An 18,439-nucleotide genomic window follows, 5' to 3' on the forward strand; every position below is an offset into this window, starting at 1 on the left:
GAGGGTAGGTTGGCTATGGAAGACTAGCGGTTGTCTTCCTCAAATACAGCCTGGCCATGCCCGTTATTGACCACCCTCTGATTGATCGCTTTCTGGATGCCCTGTGGCTGGAAAAAGGTTTGTCGGCGCATACCCGGGCGTCTTATCGCAGTGACCTTGGCCTGTTCAACGAGTGGTTGCAGGCGCGCGACCTGTCGCTGGAGAACGCCGGGCGCGAGATCATTCTCGACCATCTGGCCTGGCGCCTGCAGCAGGGCTACAAATCGCGCTCGACTGCACGCCTGCTCTCCGGCTTGCGGGGTTTCTATCGTTATCTGCTGCGCGAGGGACTGATCGCCGAAGACCCTACTTTGCAGGTCGATCTGCCGCAGATCGGTCGGCCCTTGCCTAAATCCCTGTCGGAAGCGGATATCGAGGCGTTGCTGGCAGCCCCCGATCTGGACGACCCGATTGGCTTGCGTGATCGCGCCATGATGGAGGTGCTGTATGCCTGTGGCCTGCGGGTGACCGAGCTGGTGTCGCTGACCCTGGAGCAGGTCAATCTGCGTCAGGGTGTGCTGCGGGTGTTCGGCAAGGGCAGCAAGGAGCGCCTGGTGCCGTTGGGGGAGGAGGCTATCCTGTGGCTCGAACGCTACCAACAGGAGGCGCGAGGGCTGCTGCTAGGGGGGCGGCCTAGCGATGTGCTGTTCCCCAGCCTGCGCGGCGAGCAGATGACCCGGCAGACCTTCTGGCACCGCATCAAGCACCAGGCGCTGGTCGCGGGTATCAGCAAGCCGCTGTCGCCACATACCCTGCGCCATGCCTTCGCCACTCATCTGCTCAACCATGGCGCCGACCTGCGCGTGGTGCAGATGTTATTGGGTCACAGCGACCTGTCCACCACGCAGATCTACACCCACATCGCCCGTGCCCGGCTGCAGGAACTCCACGCCCGGCACCACCCGAGGGGGTGAGCCCGCTTGCGACGCACTGCGTCGCAAAGGGCGAACGCCTGGCCATGGATGGGCCAGGTGCGGGCTTCATGCCGTGTCAGATCAACAGCCCGTCTCCCCGGCACGCCCGCCTGGCGTATGCAGTCTGCTCCAGCCCATGGCTGTGGTAGGCTTGCGCCACTGTTTATAGGAGTGCTCCATGTCCCTTTCCCGTGTTTTGGGCTGTGCCGTTCTCAGTCTCGCCGCTTCTGTTGCTCTCGCTGCCGATCCAGACCAGGCCATTCGCGCCACCCTGACCAAGCTGCAACCCGATATGCCGATCGAGGCGATTGCCGAGAGCCCGATGAACGGCCTGTTCCAGGTACACCTGCAGGGCGGGCGTATGCTTTATGCCAGTGCCGATGGCCAGTTCCTCGTGCAGGGCAACCTGTATCAGATCAAGGATGGCAATGCTGTCAACCTGACCCGTCAGGCGGAGAGCAAAGGCATCGCCAAGGCGGTCAACGACGTGCCGACCAGTGAAATGGTGGTGTTCTCGCCGAAGGAGCCGGCCAAGGCTCATATCACCGTGTTCACCGACACCGACTGCGGCTACTGCCAGAAACTGCACAACGAAGTACCGGAGCTCAACCGCCGTGGCATCGAAGTGCGCTATATGGCTTTCCCGCGTCAGGGTGTGGGCAGTCATGGCTACAACACCATGGTCAGCGTCTGGTGCGCCAAGGACCGTCAGGCTGCCATGGACAAGGCCAAGTCCCGCGAGGAATTGCCGGCCGCCAGCTGCGACAACCCGGTCACCAAACAGTACGAGCTGGGCCAGATGATTGGCGTCAACGGCACTCCGGCCATCGTTCTAGGCAACGGCGAGCTGATTCCGGGCTACCAACCCGCGCCGCAACTGGCCGAAATCGCCCTCAAGGCCAAGTGATTCGGCCTTCGCGCCGATTGACCTGGGGCACTGGCGCTTCGTAAAGTGCGGCTCTTTTTGTGCGGCCGGGGTTCGCCCCGGCCGTTTCGTGTAGGCAGATGGGGAAAACAACGTGAAACCGGTGAAAGTGGGGATCTGTGGGCTGGGCACCGTCGGTGGCGGTACCTTGAATGTACTCAAACGCAACGCCGAGGAGATTACTCGTCGCGCCGGCCGCGGTATTGAGGTCGCCCAGATTGCCATTCGTTCGCCCAAGCCCCAGTACGACACGACCGGCATCGCGCTGACCAACGACGTGTTCGAGGTGGTCAACAACCCCGAGATCGACGTTGTAGTCGAGCTGATCGGCGGTTACACCCTGGCCCATGAGCTGGTGCTCAAGGCTATCGACAACGGCAAGCACGTGGTCACCGCGAACAAGGCGCTGATCGCCGTGCACGGTAACGAGATCTTCGCCAAGGCCCGCGAGAAGGGCGTCATGGTGGCCTTCGAAGCCGCCGTGGCGGGTGGTATCCCGGTGATCAAGGCGATCCGTGAGGGCCTGGCCGGCAACCGCATCAACTGGCTGGCCGGTATCATCAACGGCACCGGCAACTTCATTCTCACCGAGATGCGCGAGAAAGGCCGCGACTTCGCCGACGTGCTGGCCGAAGCCCAGGCCCTGGGTTATGCCGAGGCTGACCCGACCTTCGACGTCGAAGGCATCGACGCCGCGCACAAGCTGACCATCCTCGCCTCCATCGCCTTCGGTATTCCGCTGCAGTTCGACAAGGCCTACACCGAAGGCATCACCCAGCTGACCACCGCCGACGTGAACTACGCCGAAGCGCTGGGCTACCGTATCAAGCACCTCGGCGTGGCCCGCCGCACCGAGGCTGGCATCGAGCTGCGCGTGCATCCGACCCTGATCCCGGCCGATCGCCTGATCGCCAACGTCAACGGCGTGATGAACGCGGTGATGGTTAACGGCGATGCTTCCGGTTCCACTCTTTACTACGGCGCCGGTGCCGGCATGGACGCCACCGCGTCTGCCGTGGTCGCCGACCTGGTCGACGTGGTTCGCGCGCTGACCAGCGATCCGACCAACCGCGTGCCTCACCTGGCCTTCCAGCCGGATTCGCTGAGCGATCACCCGATCCTGCCAATCAGCCAGAGCGAGAGTGCCTACTACCTGCGCATCCAGGCCAAGGATCACCCAGGCGTACTGGCCCAGGTGGCGAGCATTCTGTCCGAGCGCGGTATCAACATCGAATCGATCATGCAGAAAGAGGCCGAAGAGCAAGACGGTCTGGTACCGATGATCCTGGTCACCCACCGGGTCATCGAGTCGCGCATCGACGACGCCATCGCCGCCCTCGAAGGGCTGGCCGATGTGGTCGGCAAAGTCGTGCGCATCCGCGTCGAGCAACTGGTCTGAGGTAGGAAAGTCATGCGTTATATCAGCACCCGCGGCCAGGCCCCGGCCCTCAATTTCGAAGACGTCCTGCTCGCCGGCCTGGCCAGCGACGGCGGCCTCTATGTGCCGGAAAACCTGCCGCGTTTCACCCAGGAAGAAATCGCTTCCTGGGCCGGCCTGCCGTACCACGAGCTGGCCTTCCGCGTGATGCGCCCGTTTGTCGCCGGCTCCATCGCCGATGCCGATTTCAAGAAGATTCTCGAAGAAACCTACGGCGTGTTCGCCCACAACGCCGTGGCGCCGCTGCGCCAGCTCAACGGCAACGAGTGGGTCATGGAGCTGTTCCACGGCCCGACCCTGGCGTTCAAGGACTTCGCCCTGCAGCTGCTCGGTCGCCTGCTCGACCACGTGCTGAGTAAGCGCGGCGAGCGTGTGGTGATCATGGGCGCCACGTCCGGCGACACCGGCTCGGCGGCCATCGAAGGCTGCAAGGCCTGCGAGCACGTCGACATCTTCATCATGCACCCACATAACCGCGTGTCCGAGGTGCAGCGCCGGCAGATGACCACCATCGCCGGCGAGAACATCCACAACATCGCCATCGAAGGTAACTTCGACGACTGCCAGGAGATGGTCAAGGCCAGCTTCGCCGACCAGGGCTTCCTCAAGGGCACTCGTCTGGTCGCGGTCAACTCGATCAACTGGGCGCGGATCATGGCCCAGATCGTCTACTACTTCCATGCGGCCCTGCAGCTCGGCGGCCCGGCCCGCTCGGTGGCGTTTTCGGTGCCGACCGGCAACTTCGGTGACATCTTCGCCGGCTACCTGGCGCGCAACATGGGCCTGCCGATCAGCCAACTGATCGTCGCCACCAACCGCAACGACATCCTGCACCGCTTCATGAGCGGCAATCAGTATGTGAAGGACGAACTGCACCCGACGCTGTCGCCGTCGATGGACATCATGGTCTCGTCCAACTTCGAACGCCTGCTGTTCGACCTGCACGGTCGCAACGGCGCCGCCATCGCCGGTCTGATGGACACCTTCAAGCAGGGCGGTGGCTTCAGCGTCGAGGAAGATCGCTGGAGCGAAGCGCGCAAGCTGTTCGACTCCCTGGCGGTGAACGACGAGCAGACCTGCGAGACCATCACCGAGGTCTACAAGGAATGCGGCGAGCTGCTCGACCCGCACACCGCCATTGGCGTGCGCGCGGCGCGCGAGTGCCGTCGCAGCCTGGCCATTCCGATGGTCACCTTGGGTACCGCGCACCCGGTCAAGTTCCCGGAAGCGGTGGAGAAGGCCGGTATCGACGCGGTGCCTGCCCTGCCGCCGCACCTGGCCGACCTGTTCCAGCGCGAGGAGCGCTGCACCGTGCTGGCCAACGACCTGCAGACCGTGCAGCAGTTCGTCGCCGCCCACGGCAATCGCGGCAAGCCGCTGTAAGCGTCACGCCATCGATGCTCCAAGCCCCGCCTCGTGCGGGGCTTTTCGTTGGTGGCGAGCGCTGTAGTAGCCAGCTGTTACCCTGAACGAGTGGAAGCGGCGCAGACTGGTGCCACATTCACCCAGAGGAGGTCACCGTCATGACGGCCAAGAAGATTCTGATGCTGGTCGGCGATTACGCCGAAGACTACGAAACCATGGTGCCGTTCCAGGCCCTGCAGATGGTCGGTCACAGCGTGCACGCGGTATGCCCTGGCAAGACCGCCGGGCAGACGGTGCGCACCGCTATCCACGATTTCGAAGGTGACCAGACCTACAGCGAGAAGCCGGGGCACAACTTCGCGCTGAATTTCGACTTCGCCAAGGTGCGCGCCGAGGACTACGACGGCCTGGTGATCCCTGGTGGCCGCGCGCCCGAATACCTGCGCCTGAATGCCGAGGTGATCGCCTTGGTGCAGGCTTTTGCCAAGGCGAACAAACCGATTGCCGCCGTCTGCCACGGCGCCCAGCTGCTGGCCGCCGCCGACGTGCTCAAGGGCCGTGGCTGCAGCGCCTACCCGGCCTGCGCGCCGGAAGTGCGCCTGGCCGGTGGCGAGTACGTGGAGGTGCCGATGGATGGCGTGCACGTCGACGGTAACCTGGTCACCGCCCCGGCCTGGCCGGCGCACCCGGCCTGGCTGGCGGCGTTCCTGAAAGTACTGGGCTGAGAGAGGAGAGCGGGGCATGTGCGAGCTGTATGTAAAGGCCGATCCTATCCTCTACGAGTCGCGCTCGCGCTCCCTGCGCATTCGCGGGGTGGTCACCACCCTGCGCCTGGAGAACCAGTTCTGGGACATCCTGCGCGAGATCGCCGAGGTCGATGGCATGACCACCAACCAGCTGATTACCAAGCTCTACGACGAGGTCATGGAGTACCGCGGCGAGGTGGTCAACTTCGCTTCCTTCCTGCGCGTCAGCTGCACCCGCTACCTGGCGCAACGGCCTCAGTGTGCGGCTGAGGTGCTCAGTCTGGTGCAGGCTCGCTGAGGCGGGCTGCAATATTCAGAAGCACAGCGCGCCGTTCCGGCGTCAACCTCGCTGGCTAGAATCGGTCACAGCATGGAACGACCTATTCACCAGAGGAATGTGCAATGAATACGCGTGGACTGCTCGATCAACTGCTCAAATCCGGCCAGGACCTGCTGCAACAGAAGCAAGGCGGCTCGGCATCTTCCCCTGGCCTGGGCGGGCTACTGGGGGGCGTCACTGGCGGCAAGGGCGGTGGCGATCTTTCCAGCCTGCTCAAGGGGGCCGGTGGTGGCGCCTTGGCCGCGGGCGCGCTGGGTTTGCTGCTGGGCAACAAGAGTGCGCGCAAGCTGGGCGGCAAGGCGCTGACCTACGGCGGCCTGGCCGCGCTCGGGGTGATTGCCTACAAGGCCTATGGCAACTGGCAAGCGCAGCAGGGCGTCGCGCAAGCGAAGATCGAGCCGCAGACCGTTGACCGCCTGCCGGCGCCGCAGGCCGAGCTGCACAGCCAGGCCATTCTCAAGGCGATGGTGGCGGCGGCCAAGGCAGATGGCCATGTGGATGCCAAGGAACGTCAGCTGATCGAGGAGCAGATCGGCGCACTGGCCAACGATCCCGAACTGCTGCGCTGGCTGGATGCCGAGTTGAACAAGCCGCTCGATCCGGCCGATGTGGCGCGTGCCGCCAGCACGCCGGAAATGGCCGCCGAGATGTATATCGCCAGCGTGCTAATGGTCGATGAAGAGCACTTCATGGAGCGCGCCTACCTGGAGGAGCTGGCCCGTCAGCTCAAGCTGGAACCTGGCCTCAAGGCCGAGCTGGAGGCGCAGGTACGCCGCGAACTGGCCTAACCCAAGGTAGGCTTTCGCAGGGCTGCGACTGCGGGTAGGCTCGCTGAGCATAACCACAAGAACCGCCCTGCGAGGACTGCATGCCCGAGACCGCGGAGAGTTATGACTACCTGATCGTCGGCGCCGGGCCGGCCGGCTGCCTGTTGGCCAACCGGCTGTCCGCCGACCCTGCCAACCGCGTGCTGCTGCTGGAAGCCGGCGGCCCGGATAACTACCCCTGGATTCATATTCCGGTAGGCTATCTGTATTGCATTGGCAACCCACGCACCGACTGGTGTTTCGACACCGAGGCGGTGCCTGGCCTGCACGGGCGCAGCCTGAAATATCCGCGGGGGCGGGTGCTGGGCGGCAGCTCGTCGATCAACGGCATGATTTACATGCGTGGCCAGGCCGGCGACTACGATGGCTGGGCTGCGGCCGGCAACCCAGGGTGGGGCTGGCACGACCTGTTGCCACTGTTCAAACAGATGGAAAACCACTATGCCGGTGGTAGTGCCCTGCATGGTGCAGGTGGAGAGTGGCGGGTCGAGCGCCAGCGTTTGTCCTGGTCGATTCTCGATGCTTTTCGCGAGGCAGCGGCGCAGAGCGGTATCGCCAGCGTGGATGACTTCAATGGTGGCGACAATGCGGGTTGTGGCTACTTCCAGGTCAACCAGCAGCGCGGTGTGCGCTGGAACGCGTCCAAGGCCTTTCTGCGGCCGGTACAGGGGCGGGCCAATCTCACCGTGCTTAGTGGCGTCGAAGTGCAGCGCCTGCTGCTTGAAAACGGCCGCGCCATTGGCGTGGAGGGTGACTGGCGGGGTGTTCGTCGCGAGTGGCGGGCGCGACGCGAGGTAATCCTCTGCGCGGGCTCGATCGGCTCACCGACCCTGCTGCAACGCTCGGGCATCGGCCCGCGCGCGTTGCTCGAACGCCTGGGCATCGGCGTGCGCCATGAACTGCCAGGGGTCGGTGGCAATCTGCAGGATCATCTGCAATTGCGGCTGATCTACCGCATCAGCGGAGCGCCGACCCTCAATCACATCGCCAACAGCTGGTGGGGCAAGCTGGGCATGGGTCTGGAGTATCTGCTGCGGCGCAGCGGGCCTCTGTCGATGGCGCCGAGCCAGTTGGGCGCCTTTGCCAAGTCCGACCCCGGCCAGACCACGGCCAACTTGCAGTACCACGTGCAGCCGCTATCGCTGGAGCGTTTCGGCGAGCCGCTGCACCGTTTCCCGGCTTTTACCGCGTCGGTCTGCGATCTGCGCCCGCACAGCCGCGGCAGCGTGGCCATCCGCTCGGCGGATGCCCGCGACAAGCCGCTGATTCAACCCAACTACCTGAGTGACCCGCGCGACCTGAAGGTGGCTGCCGATGCCATCCGCCTGACCCGGCGCATTGTCGCCGCGCCAGCGTTGGCTCCGTTCCAGCCGCAGGAATACAAGCCGGGGCCGGACTACCAGAGCGAGGAAGATCTGCAGCGCGCGGCGGGTGAGATCGGCACCACCATCTTCCATCCCGCCGGCACCTGTGCCATGGGCCAGGGGACACTGGCCGTGGTCGACAGTCGCCTGCGGGTGCACGGTGTGCCGGGCCTGCGCATCGCCGATGCTTCGATCATGCCCCGGCTGATCTCGGGCAATAGCTGCTCGCCGGTGCTGGTCATTGCGGAGAAGGCCGCGCAGATGATCCTGGCGGATGCCGAGCGTGCGCAGAGGGCGCAACCGGTCGCTGCGTCGGGCGTGCTGGCGAATCAGGAGCCGAGGGCGTCAGGCAGTTCGCTGGTCTGAAACTCCGCGCGGTTCTTGCCAGCATGTTTGGCGCGGTACAGCGCCTGGTCAGCCAGTTCCAGCGCCTGGCTCAGGTCGGAATGATCTAGCGGCCAGAAGGCGCCACCGATGCTGCAGCCCACCTTGGCTTGTTGTTCGCCAAGTTCGACCGGCTCGGCCAGGGCCTGCAGGGTGCGCTCGGCAATCTGCCGGGCCTGCGGCAGGGCGTCTGCCCGCGAAACACGCAGGATCATGAGAAATTCGTCGCCACCCAGGCGCGCCACCAGGTCGCCGTCGCGCAGGCAGCCGCGCAGGCGCTGGGCCACTTCCTGCAGGAGCAGATCACCGGCCGCGTGGCCGAAGCGGTCGTTGACCGGCTTGAAACCGTCCAGATCAAGGTAGAGCAGGGCGAGGCAGGTACGCGTGGTACTGGCATCGTGCTGCATGCGTGGCAGGTATTTCTCTAGCGCGGCGCGGTTGGGCAGGCCGGTCAACGGGTCGCTGTGCGCGCGATCCTCCATGATATTCAGGGCCGTCTGCTGGTGGGTCAGGCTCTCTACCAGCTGACGGATCGACTGGCTGAGCCGGGCGATTTCGCTGGGGCTGTGCAGGTCGGGAATGGCTGTCACCTCGCCGGCGCTGAGGCGGTCGGCCGCCTTGGCAATCTCGCGCAAAGGTCGGGTGAAGTAACCGGTCAGCAGCCAGCCGATGCAGGCAAACAGCAGTGCCAGGGCACTGCCCCAGAGCAGCACGTTACGGGTCAGTTCACGGGCGGGGGCATAGGCCTCGGCCTGAGGTTGGCGGGCGACGACCGTCCAGCCCAGTCCGGCATAGTCCTGGTGGCCCTGGCTGGTGGCGAAACCCGTGAGGTAGCTCTGGCCGTCCGGCCACTGCTGCACTGCCCAGTAGTGAGAGGCCTCTTGGTTATCCTGCAGCGCTGGCAACTCGAGTTTCTGGCCGATCATCGCTTTGGGGCCGAGCAGGATGGTGTGATCCTGGCCCAGCACCAGAAATTCGACATTGCGCTGTTGCTGGATGGGTTCGAGCAGTGACTGTCGGACCTCATCGGCCCAGCCCCAGGACAGGTGCGAGGCCAGTACCCCGCTCAGTTCGCCGGTCGGGCCATAGGTGGCCAGGCTGATGTCGACGAACTTCATCGCCTCGCCGCTGGGATTGGGCAGCAATTTGGCCAGCAGTACGGCCTCGTGCACATCACCGATGAACAGGCCCTTGCGTCCTTCGAGGTAAACCGGGCGCTGGGCGATGCTGACGCCTTCGAGAATGCCGTTGCTGGAGGCCAGCACCGTGCCCTGCGGGTCGGTGAAGCCGATCCACGAAATGCTGGGGATTTCCTGCTGCAGGCGGTCGAGCAGGCGGCGAATTTCACCTCTGTCGCTCGGCTCGCGCAGGGCGCGCAGGCTACCGAGCACCTGCAGGTAGCTGGCGCGGCTGGCCATGTCCCGGTCCAGGCGGTCGATCATTTGAAAGGAGATTTCCGCCAGATCGCGGCCAATCTCGTCGCGAATACGCTGGCTGGAGTCGTGGCCAATCAGACTGCCGAGCAACCAACTCAGGGCTGCCACCAACAGGGCGATGAGGATGGCGAAGCGGCTGCGGAGGCTGGTCGAGGTGCGCATGATGTGGCGACTCCGAATACGGTGCAGGAGGCGAATGAGGCGCACCTGTGAGCATAGCCCAAGCTGCGTGGGCACATTGCACACAAAGTGCATGCGGTCTGCAAACTGCATTCCGTCTTTGCGCTTCTGGTTAGGTACTGCTCGGGTTGCCTCCTGACTTGCGGTGACTGCGAGGCGCCGGCAGGCCAGAGGCGGGCGAATGGGTGCTTTGGGGGGCATGTCGGGCATGGCCGTTGGGGCGCCGGTCTGCAGCGGGATGCCAGGTGCGGGCATGCTGAGTTATACTCGTCGGCTTTTCAGAAACTCCGGCGCACCGTTCGCCGCCTGGCCTGGGCTGATGCCCGTTGGCAGGGGCGCGACTGTTCTGCGCCCATCTTGCCCGAGAGTGCTGCCCACCATGGAAATCAATCCGATCCTCAACAGCATCAAGGACCTGTCCGAGCGCACCCAGACCATTCGGGGGTATCTTTGACTACGATCACAAGCATGATCGTCTGGTCGAAGTAAACCGCGAGCTGGAAGATGCCAGCGTCTGGAACAAGCCCGAATACGCGCAGAGCCTGGGCCGCGAGCGCGCCATGCTGGCGCAAATCGTCGAGACCATCGACGACCTCACTGGCAGCCTGGCCGATTCGCGCGACTTGCTGGAAATGGCCGCCGAAGAGAACGACGAAGGCGCGGTGAACGACATCGTCGCCGAGGTCGAGCGCCTGCGCGAAATCCTCGAAAAGCTGGAATTCCGCCGCATGTTCAGCGGCGAGATGGACCCGAACAACTGCTACCTGGATATTCAGGCCGGCTCCGGCGGTACGGAAGCGCAGGACTGGGCCAATATCCTGCTGCGCATGTACCTGCGCTGGGCCGACAAGCGCGGCTTCGATGCCACCATCATCGAGCTGTCCGAAGGTGAAGTGGCCGGCATCAAGGGCGCCACTGTGCACATCAAGGGCGAGTACGCCTTCGGCTGGCTGCGCACCGAGATCGGCGTGCACCGCCTGGTGCGCAAGAGCCCGTTCGACTCCGGCGCGCGCCGCCACACCTCGTTCTCGGCGGTGTTCGTATCCCCCGAGATCGACGACAAGGTCGAGATCGAGATCAATCCGTCCGACCTGCGCATCGACACCTACCGCTCCTCCGGTGCCGGTGGTCAGCACGTCAACACCACCGATTCGGCGGTGCGTATCACTCACGTGCCGACCAACACCGTGGTGGCCTGTCAGAACGAGCGCTCGCAGCACGCCAACAAGGACACCGCCATGAAAATGCTGCGGGCCAAGTTGTACGAGTTGGAGATGATGAAGCGCACGGCCGCCTCCCAGGCGCTGGAGGACTCCAAGTCCGACATCGGCTGGGGCCACCAGATCCGCTCCTACGTGCTCGACGACTCGCGCATCAAGGATCTGCGCACCGGCGTCGAGCGTAGCGACTGCCAGAAGGTGCTCGACGGCGACCTCGATCAGTACCTCGAAGCCAGCCTGAAACAGGGCCTGTGATCCACATCCGCAGGGGCCCGCGCCCCTGCTCGTAACCCATTTGATTTAGACGCCAGGCAGATAGACGACCATGAGCGAGCAACTCGACCAAGCTGAACTGCAACAGGAAGAAAACAAGCTGATCGCCCAGCGCAAGGAAAAACTTGCCGCCGTGCGCGAGGCCAAGGCCATCGCCTTTCCCAATGACTTCCGCCGCGAAAACTACTTCGCCGACCTGCAGAAACAGTACGTAAGCGCGACCAAGGAAGAGCTGGAAGCAGCCGCCATTCCGGTCAAGGTCGCCGGTCGCATCATGCTCAATCGCGGCTCCTTCATGGTGTTGCAGGACAGCAGCGGTCGCCTGCAGGTGTATGTGAACCGCAAGACCCTGCCGGAAGAGACCCTGGCCGAGATCAAGACCTGGGACCTGGGCGACATCATCGGCGCCGAAGGTACGCTGGCCCGTTCCGGCAAGGGCGATCTGTACGTCGAGATGACCAGCGTGCGCCTGCTGACCAAGTCGCTGCGCCCGCTGCCGGACAAGCACCACGGCCTGACCGACACCGAGCAGCGCTACCGCCAGCGCTACGTCGACCTGATCGTCAACGAGGAAACCCGCCACACCTTCCGCGTGCGCTCCCAGGTCATCGCTCACATCCGTCGCTTCCTCAGCGATCGCGGCTTCCTCGAAGTGGAAACCCCGATGCTGCAGACCATCCCCGGCGGCGCCGCGGCCAAGCCGTTCGAAACCCACCACAATGCGCTGGACATGGCCATGTTCCTGCGTATCGCGCCGGAGCTGTACCTCAAGCGCCTGGTCGTCGGTGGCTTCGAGAAGGTCTTCGAGATCAACCGCAACTTCCGTAACGAAGGTGTGTCGACCCGGCACAACCCCGAGTTCACCATGCTCGAGTTCTACCAGGCCTACGCCGACTACGAAGACAACATGGACCTGACCGAGGAGCTGTTCCGCGAGCTGGCCCAGGCCGTGCTCGGCAGCACCGACGTGCCCTACGGCGACAAGGTGTTCCACTTCGGCGAGCCGTTCGTGCGCCTGTCGGTGTACGACTCCATCCTCAAGTACAACCCGGATATCACCGCCGACGACCTGAATGACGTCGAGAAGGCCCGCGCCATCGCCAAGAAGGCCGGCGCCAAGGTGCTCGGCCACGAAGGCCTGGGCAAGCTGCAGGTGATGATTTTCGAGGAGCTGGTGGAGAGCAAGCTGGAGCAGCCACACTTCATCACCGAGTATCCGTTCGAAGTGTCGCCGCTGGCCCGTCGTAACGACCAGAACCCCAACGTCACCGACCGTTTCGAGCTGTTCATCGGTGGCCGCGAGATCGCCAACGCCTACTCCGAGCTGAACGATGCCGAAGACCAGGCCGAGCGTTTCCTCGCCCAGGTCGCCGAGAAGGACGCCGGTGACGACGAGGCGATGCACTACGACGCCGACTTCGTCAACGCGCTGGAATACGGCATGCCGCCCACCGCCGGCGAGGGCATCGGTATCGACCGCCTGGTGATGCTGCTGACCAACTCGCCGTCGATCCGCGATGTGATCCTGTTCCCGCACATGCGTCCACAGGCTTGATTGCCTAGATGCCGGTGAGCAACTTTGCGGCGGCTTGTGTGTCTGTGTGAAGCCAGGGGGCTGCCGTCGAGGCAGCCCCCTGTTTTCTATCATCACTTGGTGTGAGGATTGCTCTGGTGAACCTTGTCGCTCTGGAGTCCCCTGCTCAGCTCGCTGCCGAACTGGCGGCTGCGGTTCAGTACCGTGGTCGCAAGGCCAGTCGCGAAGGCAGCGAGCAGCGCCGCCAGGCCATCCTGGAGGCGGCCTTGCGTATCGTCGTACGAGAGGGGCTGCGTGGCGTGCGTCACCGCGCGGTAGCGGCCGAGGCCGATGTGCCGCTGTCGGCCACCACGTACTACTTCAAGGACATCGGTGATCTGATCGCCGACAGCTTCGCCCTGTTTGTGCAGCGCAGCGCGGCCAACCTGGCGGCGCTGTGGGCCGGGGTGGACGAGGACTTCCAGCGCATCAGTGCGGCCATTGAGCGGAATCCGGCGGCGCGTAGCGAGATGGCCGCCCATATCATCGACCTGACGGTCGAGCACGTGCAAAGCAAGGTCCGCAGCCATGATGACGAGTTGCTGGTTGAGCTGGCCTTCCGCCAGGAGGCGCTGACCAACCCCGAACTGCGCGCCCTGGCCCTGGCTCACCAGAGCCTGCGTTTTCGCTTTGCCGAGCGTGCTTTGCGGGCAATCGGCTCTGGCGCGCCTTTCGAGGATGCCCAGGTGTTGACTACGCTTATTTTGCGGATGGAATATCATGCCGTTGTCGACGGGGTGGACGACTTTGATCTAGAGGCCCAGCGCGCTGTTCTGCAGCGTTTTCTGGATCTGGTTATCGGGCAATGAGTCCCAGCCCTGCTTCGGCGGGGCTTTGTGTTTCTGGCCCGCCCGAATTCTCACAAGGAGTGCGAAATGATTGCCTGGCGCGTGGCGATAGCCGCCCTGAGTTGCCTGCTGTTGAACGGTTGTCTGGTGACCTTCAAGGAACCGATTCCTGCCAACGAAGCAGCGCCGATTCCACTACTGGGTGACTGGGAGCGCCAGGACGAATGGGGCGACCAGCAGTATCTGAGCATCTCCCGCGCAGGCTCCAATCTCTACCGAGCCAGAGTCTGGAGTGAAGTCGACGCGGAAGTCGAAGAGCCTGAGGAATACGGCTTCACCGTTTCCCACCATGGCCGCCGCTGGTACGTTTCCGCCGGTCTGCCAAAGCGCATGGGCGCTAACTTTGCCATCGCCGGCTTCGAGCTGACGGCGAAGAATGAGCTGGTGATCTACAACCTGGACGTCGAGCGTATCCTTCAGGAAATGGACAGCGGTGTGCTGCAAGGCCAGCCGGTGGATACGCCTGAAGGTGAGGGCGTGCTGGTCACCAGTAATCTGGACAAGGTCTTCGCCTACCTGGACGACCAGGCCAACTCGGATGTCTTCGTCGAGGTTGCGCGTTACCAGCGCAGCGTCGAATAAGGGGCGTCCATGAGTCGGCAGGAGGATTACCACGACATCATCCGAGCCTTGTCCGGGCGCCTGGTAGAGGCGCAGACGCCGATCCGTGTGCTCGATGCGGTGAAGTGGGACGACGGGGTGCGTGAGGCTTTTCTCGCGGCCAAGGGCAAGGCGCTGCCCGCCGTCGATCGTGGCTATTACGACAACCGCCCGTTGTCATTCGATCCGACGCAGAAGAAGCTGGAATTCCAGAGCATCGAGCGCGATATCACCCGTCAGCTCGGCCAGTTCAACCCGGCCGGACAGATCATGCGGCGCATGTGCAAGGAATACCGCATGGTTATTCGCATGCTCGAAGCCCGCGGTACCGCCGACTTCGGGGTGATCTCCCAGGAGCTGTACGGCGCCGCCTCCGATGCTTTCCACGCTGGTGATCCGACCCTGGCCGACTTGGGCGTGATGCTGTCCGAGTACCTGAACAACATCGCCGAGCGCGGTGACCTTGAGGCCGAGCCCAAGACGCTCACTGCCAAGGATGCCGTGGATATCCTTCAGCAGCGCCTGGCTCGGGTGTTTGGTGATGACACCGTGCGGGTGTTCGAGTCCGACGGCATAGTCGCCGACGCTGCCGCCGGCGCTGATTACATCAAGATCCGCGCCGACGCCCTGTTCAACGAGCGCGATGTGCGTGCGCTGGAGGTACACGAGGGGCTGGTGCATGTGGGCACCACGCTCAACGGCCTCAATCAGCCGATCTGCACCTTTCTGGCCAAGGGGCCGCCCTCGTCGACCGTGACCCAGGAGGGCCTGGCCATCCTCATGGAGGTGATCGCCTTCGCTTCCTACCCGACTCGCCTGCGCAAGCTGACCAACCGCACCCGTGCCATCCATATGGCCGAGGAGGGTGCCAACTTCATCGAGGTCTGCCAGTTCTACCGCGAGCAGGGTTTCAGTCTCGAGTACGCCTACAGCAATGCTTACCGCGCCTTCCGCGGCTCGACTCCGACAGGACTGCCGTTCACCAAGGATCTGTCCTACCTGAAGGGCTTCATCCTCATCTACAACTACATCCAGCTTGCGGTGCGTAAAGGCAAGCTGGAGCAGATTCCGCTGCTGTTCTGCGGCAAGACTACCCTGGAAGACATGCGCACCCTGCGCCAACTGGTGGATGAGGGGCTGGTGGTGCCACCCAAGTACCTGCCGCCACAGTTCAGCGATCTCAACGCGCTGTCTGCCTGGATGTGCTTCTCCAACTTCCTCAACCACCTCAGTCTGGACCGTATCGAGGCGGACTACGCGAATATCCTCTAGGTCTGCGCGCTCTGCTCCCCTCGCCCACTTGTGGGAGAGGGGCCGGGGGAGAGGGTGGGGCGCGGCCCTCTCCCCAGCCCTCTCCCGTAAACGGGAGAGGGGGTTGATTACCCCCAGCCCGTAGCCCGGATGCAATCCGGGGGGGCGCCCATCCCGGATTGCATCCGGGCTACCGATCAAGGAACCCTCACGCATGCCCAGCCATCAACTCGACTACGAAATCCTCGGCGCTTCGGCGCAGGCCGTGGAGGTCATTCTCGATCCGGGCGAGGCGGTGATCGCCGAGGCGGGCGTGATGAACTACATGACCGAGGGCATCCGCTTCGAGACGCGCATGGGCGATGGTGCTAGCAATGGCATGCTGGGCAAGCTGTGGGGGGCCGGCAAGCGCCTGCTCACGGGTGAGTCACTGTTCATGACCCACTTCAGCAATGCCGCCAAGGATCGCCAGCGGGTTGGCTTCGCCGCGCCTTATCCGGGCACCGTGGTGCCCATCGATCTGGGCCAGGTCGGTGGCCGGCTGATCTGTCAGAAGGATGCCTTTCTCTGTGCCGCCCATGGCACTTCGGTTGGTATCAGCTTCAGCAAGCGCCTGGGTGCCGGCTTCTTCGGCGGGGAAGGATTCATCCTGCAGAAACTGGAGGGCGATGGTTTGGCCTTCGTGCACGCCGGCGGCACGGTGATCCGCAAGGAGTTGAACAACGAGACCCTGCGCCTGGACACCGGCTGCCTGGTGGCGTTCACCAGCGGCATCGATTACGACATCGGCCTGGCTGGAGGGTTGAAGAGCATGCTGTTCGGTGGCGAGGGCATCCTCCTGGCTACCCTCAAGGGCACTGGAACTGTGTGGGTTCAGAGTCTGCCGTTCTCGCGACTGGCGGAGCGCGTCTACGAGGCCACCTTCAAGGCGCGCGAGGAAGTCCGCGCCGGAGGCAAGTGATGCGCGCCGCACTGCTGGTGCTGTTTTTGCTACTTCAGGGCTGCAGCACCTGGCTGTTCTACCCGGTCAAGGGGCTACCGATCACGCCTGAAAAAGCCGGGTTGGAATACCGTGATATTTGGTTGCAGGCCGCTGACGGCACACGTCTGCATGCCTGGTGGCTGCCGGCGAAGGAGGGCGTCGAGGTCAAGGGCACCGTGCTACATCTGCACGGCAACGGCGGCAATCTGGCCTGGCACTTGGGCGGCAGTTACTGGCTGCCGGAGCAGGGCTACCAGGTTCTGTTGCTCGACTACCGCGGCTATGGCCTGTCCGAAGGCGAGCCGCTGTTGCCCGAACTGTATGAGGATATCGACGCCGCTTTTGCCTGGCTGAATAAGGCCCCGGAAACCCAGGGCAAGCCGTTGGTGCTACTGGGCCAGAGCCTGGGGGGCGCGCTGGCGGTGCATTACCTGGCCGGTAATGCCGACAGCCGGGCCAAGCTCCATGCGCTGGTGCTCGACGGCGTACCGGCCAGCTATCGTGAAGTCGGCCGCTATGCGCTGGGCAATGCCTGGCTGACCTGGCCGCTGCAGGTGCCGCTGTCCTGGCTGGTGCCGGATGGCGACAGCGCCATCCGCGCGATGCCGCAAGTGACCGGCGTACCGATGCTGATCTACCACAGCCTGGATGATGAGGTCGTACCCCTTGCCAATGGCGTGCGCCTGTATCAGGCTGCGCCCCCGCCGCGCGTGTTCCAGCCGACCCGCGGCGGCCATGTGCAGACCTTCGCCGACCCGACCTGGCGCGAGGTGATGCTGCGTTACCTCGAAGACCCACGCAGTTTCGTCGGCCTGCGGCGCCTGGTCGAGGTTCCCGATCCCAACTCACCCCAGTAAGTGATGAACGCCATGAGTGAAGAACGCAACGCCATTCCCCTGATCCTCACCGGCATCGCCAGCATCGTTGGCACCGTGGCGGTGCTCTGGTACTACGGTTACGTGCATTTCGCCAAGGAGGAGGACGCCCTGTTGCTGGCGGACTTCACCATGCTCAAGACCATTCCCGGTGAAGACTACAAAGTCTCTTTGAAGCCGGCCAACCAGGTGGCGCAGTGCATTGATGGCGTGCTGGTGTTGTTCGATACCCAGCAAAAAGGCCTGACCGGCGTGCTGGTGGACAACAAGAAGCAGGCAGTGCGCTGCATGGGTCAGGAAACCCCGCAGGCGCAGTAACGCTCACACTCAATGCTTGGCGCTGTCCTGCTGCGCCAGCATGTCCTGCAGGTAGCGTCGTGACAGGGCCAGAAAGCGTGGCGTAGGGCCAATATCCTCGTACAACGGGTCGCCTTGCTCGTCGGTAGCCACCACTTTGCTGCCCTTCACATAGGGCAGGCTGGCTTCCAGTTCCTCCAGCGCGGCGCCGATCAGCTCACCGAGCAATTCCTCGGTATTGCGCTTGGGATACATCTCGGCCAAGGCCGCAAGGCGTGCCGCGGACTCCAGGTCTAGGTGGATGTGGAATTGGCTGCGGGTCAGGCGACCCTTGGCGTTCTGTTCCCAATGGCGCACGAGTTCCCTGATCTTCATAGTCACCTCGGTTGCCCATTCGTGGTGGGCGGCAATCCTGCCGGGTAGGTCTGCATTCCGGCCCACGGGGCTTGTAGCCTCGTCCTCTAGAGCCTAGACCGCCGTGCGCAAGCTCGGGCAGATTTGTCGCTTGCTTGAAAGAACAGGACGCCCTGTGCAAGCTGGAGTTCAATCCGAAGCCGGAGAA

Annotated in this window: 18 protein-coding genes; 16 read left to right on the forward strand and 2 right to left on the reverse strand. The window is 63.8% G+C overall.

Going from position 1 to position 18,439, the window contains the following annotated elements:
• Positions 1–56 precede the first annotated feature (56 nt).
• From xerD to ACF8C6_RS00440, 8 genes are all read left to right on the forward strand, one after another.
• Positions 57–953 (forward strand): site-specific tyrosine recombinase XerD, encoded by an 897-nt coding sequence (gene xerD / locus ACF8C6_RS00405; RefSeq protein WP_392497500.1) that lies wholly within the window; start codon positions 57–59, stop codon positions 951–953.
• A 178-nt stretch (positions 954–1,131) separates the two neighbouring features.
• Positions 1,132–1,860 carry a DsbC family protein gene (locus tag ACF8C6_RS00410; RefSeq protein WP_392497502.1) on the forward strand — a complete coding sequence of 243 codons (729 nt, stop codon included), beginning with the start codon at positions 1,132–1,134 and terminating at the stop codon, positions 1,858–1,860.
• A 112-nt stretch (positions 1,861–1,972) separates the two neighbouring features.
• Positions 1,973–3,277, forward strand: coding sequence for a homoserine dehydrogenase (locus ACF8C6_RS00415; RefSeq protein WP_392497503.1), 1,305 nt, complete (start codon positions 1,973–1,975; stop codon positions 3,275–3,277).
• A 12-nt stretch (positions 3,278–3,289) separates the two neighbouring features.
• A complete protein-coding gene (gene thrC, locus ACF8C6_RS00420; protein WP_392497504.1) occupies positions 3,290–4,699 on the forward strand; it encodes a threonine synthase in 1,410 nt (469 codons plus the stop codon).
• Positions 4,700–4,839: 140 nt separating this feature from the next.
• Positions 4,840–5,406, forward strand: coding sequence for a DJ-1/PfpI family protein (locus ACF8C6_RS00425; protein WP_392497505.1), 567 nt, complete (start codon positions 4,840–4,842; stop codon positions 5,404–5,406).
• Positions 5,407–5,422: 16 nt separating this feature from the next.
• A complete protein-coding gene (locus tag ACF8C6_RS00430) occupies positions 5,423–5,725 on the forward strand; it encodes a ribbon-helix-helix domain-containing protein (protein WP_392497506.1) in 303 nt (100 codons plus the stop codon).
• Positions 5,726–5,829: 104 nt separating this feature from the next.
• Complete coding sequence (locus ACF8C6_RS00435) at positions 5,830–6,555, forward strand: tellurite resistance TerB family protein (protein WP_277689927.1); 726 nt, start codon at positions 5,830–5,832, stop codon at positions 6,553–6,555.
• Between the two features lie 80 nt (positions 6,556–6,635).
• Entirely contained in the window at positions 6,636–8,324 is a 1,689-nt protein-coding gene (locus tag ACF8C6_RS00440) for a GMC family oxidoreductase (protein WP_392497507.1), read from the forward strand.
• On the opposite strand, the gene ACF8C6_RS00445 is transcribed toward ACF8C6_RS00440, so the two are convergent.
• The gene (locus ACF8C6_RS00445) at positions 8,288–9,940 is read right to left on the reverse strand and encodes a diguanylate cyclase domain-containing protein (RefSeq protein WP_392497508.1); all 1,653 of its coding nucleotides are present in this window, start codon (positions 9,938–9,940) and stop codon (positions 8,288–8,290) included. The two genes, ACF8C6_RS00440 and ACF8C6_RS00445, sit on opposite strands and share 37 nt — an antisense overlap.
• A gap of 397 nt (positions 9,941–10,337) precedes the next feature.
• Between ACF8C6_RS00445 and prfB the strand changes: the two genes are divergently transcribed.
• The 8 genes from prfB to ACF8C6_RS00485 all read left to right on the forward strand — a co-directional run bounded on the left by prfB (position 10,338) and on the right by ACF8C6_RS00485 (position 17,898).
• A protein-coding gene (prfB, locus tag ACF8C6_RS00450) for a peptide chain release factor 2 (RefSeq protein WP_392497509.1) occupies positions 10,338–11,433 on the forward strand; the annotation gives its coding sequence in 2 pieces (ribosomal slippage) (positions 10,338–10,409 and positions 10,411–11,433; 1,095 coding nt in all).
• A 70-nt stretch (positions 11,434–11,503) separates the two neighbouring features.
• Positions 11,504–13,006, forward strand: a complete 1,503-nt coding sequence (gene lysS / locus ACF8C6_RS00455) for a lysine--tRNA ligase (RefSeq protein ID WP_392497510.1) — start codon at positions 11,504–11,506, stop codon at positions 13,004–13,006.
• Between the two features lie 113 nt (positions 13,007–13,119).
• On the forward strand, positions 13,120–13,833 hold the full coding sequence (locus ACF8C6_RS00460; RefSeq protein WP_392497864.1) for a TetR/AcrR family transcriptional regulator: 714 nt from the start codon (positions 13,120–13,122) through the stop codon (positions 13,831–13,833).
• 66 nt (positions 13,834–13,899) lie between these two features.
• On the forward strand, positions 13,900–14,454 hold the full coding sequence (locus ACF8C6_RS00465; protein ID WP_392497511.1) for a hypothetical protein: 555 nt from the start codon (positions 13,900–13,902) through the stop codon (positions 14,452–14,454).
• Positions 14,455–14,463: 9 nt separating this feature from the next.
• Positions 14,464–15,744 (forward strand): flavohemoglobin expression-modulating QEGLA motif protein, encoded by a 1,281-nt coding sequence (locus ACF8C6_RS00470; RefSeq protein WP_392497512.1) that lies wholly within the window; start codon positions 14,464–14,466, stop codon positions 15,742–15,744.
• 193 nt (positions 15,745–15,937) lie between these two features.
• Positions 15,938–16,684 (forward strand): TIGR00266 family protein, encoded by a 747-nt coding sequence (locus ACF8C6_RS00475; RefSeq protein WP_392497513.1) that lies wholly within the window; start codon positions 15,938–15,940, stop codon positions 16,682–16,684.
• Entirely contained in the window at positions 16,684–17,562 is an 879-nt protein-coding gene (locus ACF8C6_RS00480) for an alpha/beta hydrolase (protein WP_392497514.1), read from the forward strand. Before ACF8C6_RS00475 ends, ACF8C6_RS00480 begins: the two co-directional genes overlap by 1 nt.
• A 12-nt stretch (positions 17,563–17,574) precedes the next feature.
• On the forward strand, positions 17,575–17,898 hold the full coding sequence (locus ACF8C6_RS00485; RefSeq protein ID WP_392497515.1) for a hypothetical protein: 324 nt from the start codon (positions 17,575–17,577) through the stop codon (positions 17,896–17,898).
• Between the two features lie 9 nt (positions 17,899–17,907).
• Here the strand turns inward: ACF8C6_RS00485 and ACF8C6_RS00490 are convergent, their stop codons facing one another.
• A complete protein-coding gene (locus tag ACF8C6_RS00490; RefSeq protein ID WP_392497516.1) occupies positions 17,908–18,252 on the reverse strand; it encodes a pilin assembly protein in 345 nt (114 codons plus the stop codon).
• Positions 18,253–18,439: the final 187 nt, after the last annotated feature.

The sequence above is a fragment of the Pseudomonas sp. zbq_18 genome (assembly GCF_043102245.1).
In the GTDB taxonomy this organism is placed as follows: Bacteria; Pseudomonadota; Gammaproteobacteria; order Pseudomonadales; family Pseudomonadaceae; genus Aquipseudomonas.

Coding starts and splice junctions, on each gene's coding strand:
- xerD (WP_392497500.1), top strand. CDS start 57: ATGCCCGTTATTGACCACCCTCTGATTGATCGCTTTCTGGATGCCCTG.
- ACF8C6_RS00410 (WP_392497502.1), top strand. CDS start 1,132: ATGTCCCTTTCCCGTGTTTTGGGCTGTGCCGTTCTCAGTCTCGCCGCT.
- thrC (WP_392497504.1), top strand. CDS start 3,290: ATGCGTTATATCAGCACCCGCGGCCAGGCCCCGGCCCTCAATTTCGAA.
- ACF8C6_RS00425 (WP_392497505.1), top strand. CDS start 4,840: ATGACGGCCAAGAAGATTCTGATGCTGGTCGGCGATTACGCCGAAGAC.
- ACF8C6_RS00430 (WP_392497506.1), top strand. CDS start 5,423: ATGTGCGAGCTGTATGTAAAGGCCGATCCTATCCTCTACGAGTCGCGC.
- ACF8C6_RS00435 (WP_277689927.1), top strand. CDS start 5,830: ATGAATACGCGTGGACTGCTCGATCAACTGCTCAAATCCGGCCAGGAC.
- ACF8C6_RS00440 (WP_392497507.1), top strand. CDS start 6,636: ATGCCCGAGACCGCGGAGAGTTATGACTACCTGATCGTCGGCGCCGGG.
- ACF8C6_RS00445 (WP_392497508.1), bottom strand. CDS start 9,940: ATGCGCACCTCGACCAGCCTCCGCAGCCGCTTCGCCATCCTCATCGCC.
- lysS (WP_392497510.1), top strand. CDS start 11,504: ATGAGCGAGCAACTCGACCAAGCTGAACTGCAACAGGAAGAAAACAAG.
- ACF8C6_RS00465 (WP_392497511.1), top strand. CDS start 13,900: ATGATTGCCTGGCGCGTGGCGATAGCCGCCCTGAGTTGCCTGCTGTTG.
- ACF8C6_RS00470 (WP_392497512.1), top strand. CDS start 14,464: ATGAGTCGGCAGGAGGATTACCACGACATCATCCGAGCCTTGTCCGGG.
- ACF8C6_RS00475 (WP_392497513.1), top strand. CDS start 15,938: ATGCCCAGCCATCAACTCGACTACGAAATCCTCGGCGCTTCGGCGCAG.
- ACF8C6_RS00480 (WP_392497514.1), top strand. CDS start 16,684: ATGCGCGCCGCACTGCTGGTGCTGTTTTTGCTACTTCAGGGCTGCAGC.
- ACF8C6_RS00485 (WP_392497515.1), top strand. CDS start 17,575: ATGAGTGAAGAACGCAACGCCATTCCCCTGATCCTCACCGGCATCGCC.
- ACF8C6_RS00490 (WP_392497516.1), bottom strand. CDS start 18,252: ATGAAGATCAGGGAACTCGTGCGCCATTGGGAACAGAACGCCAAGGGT.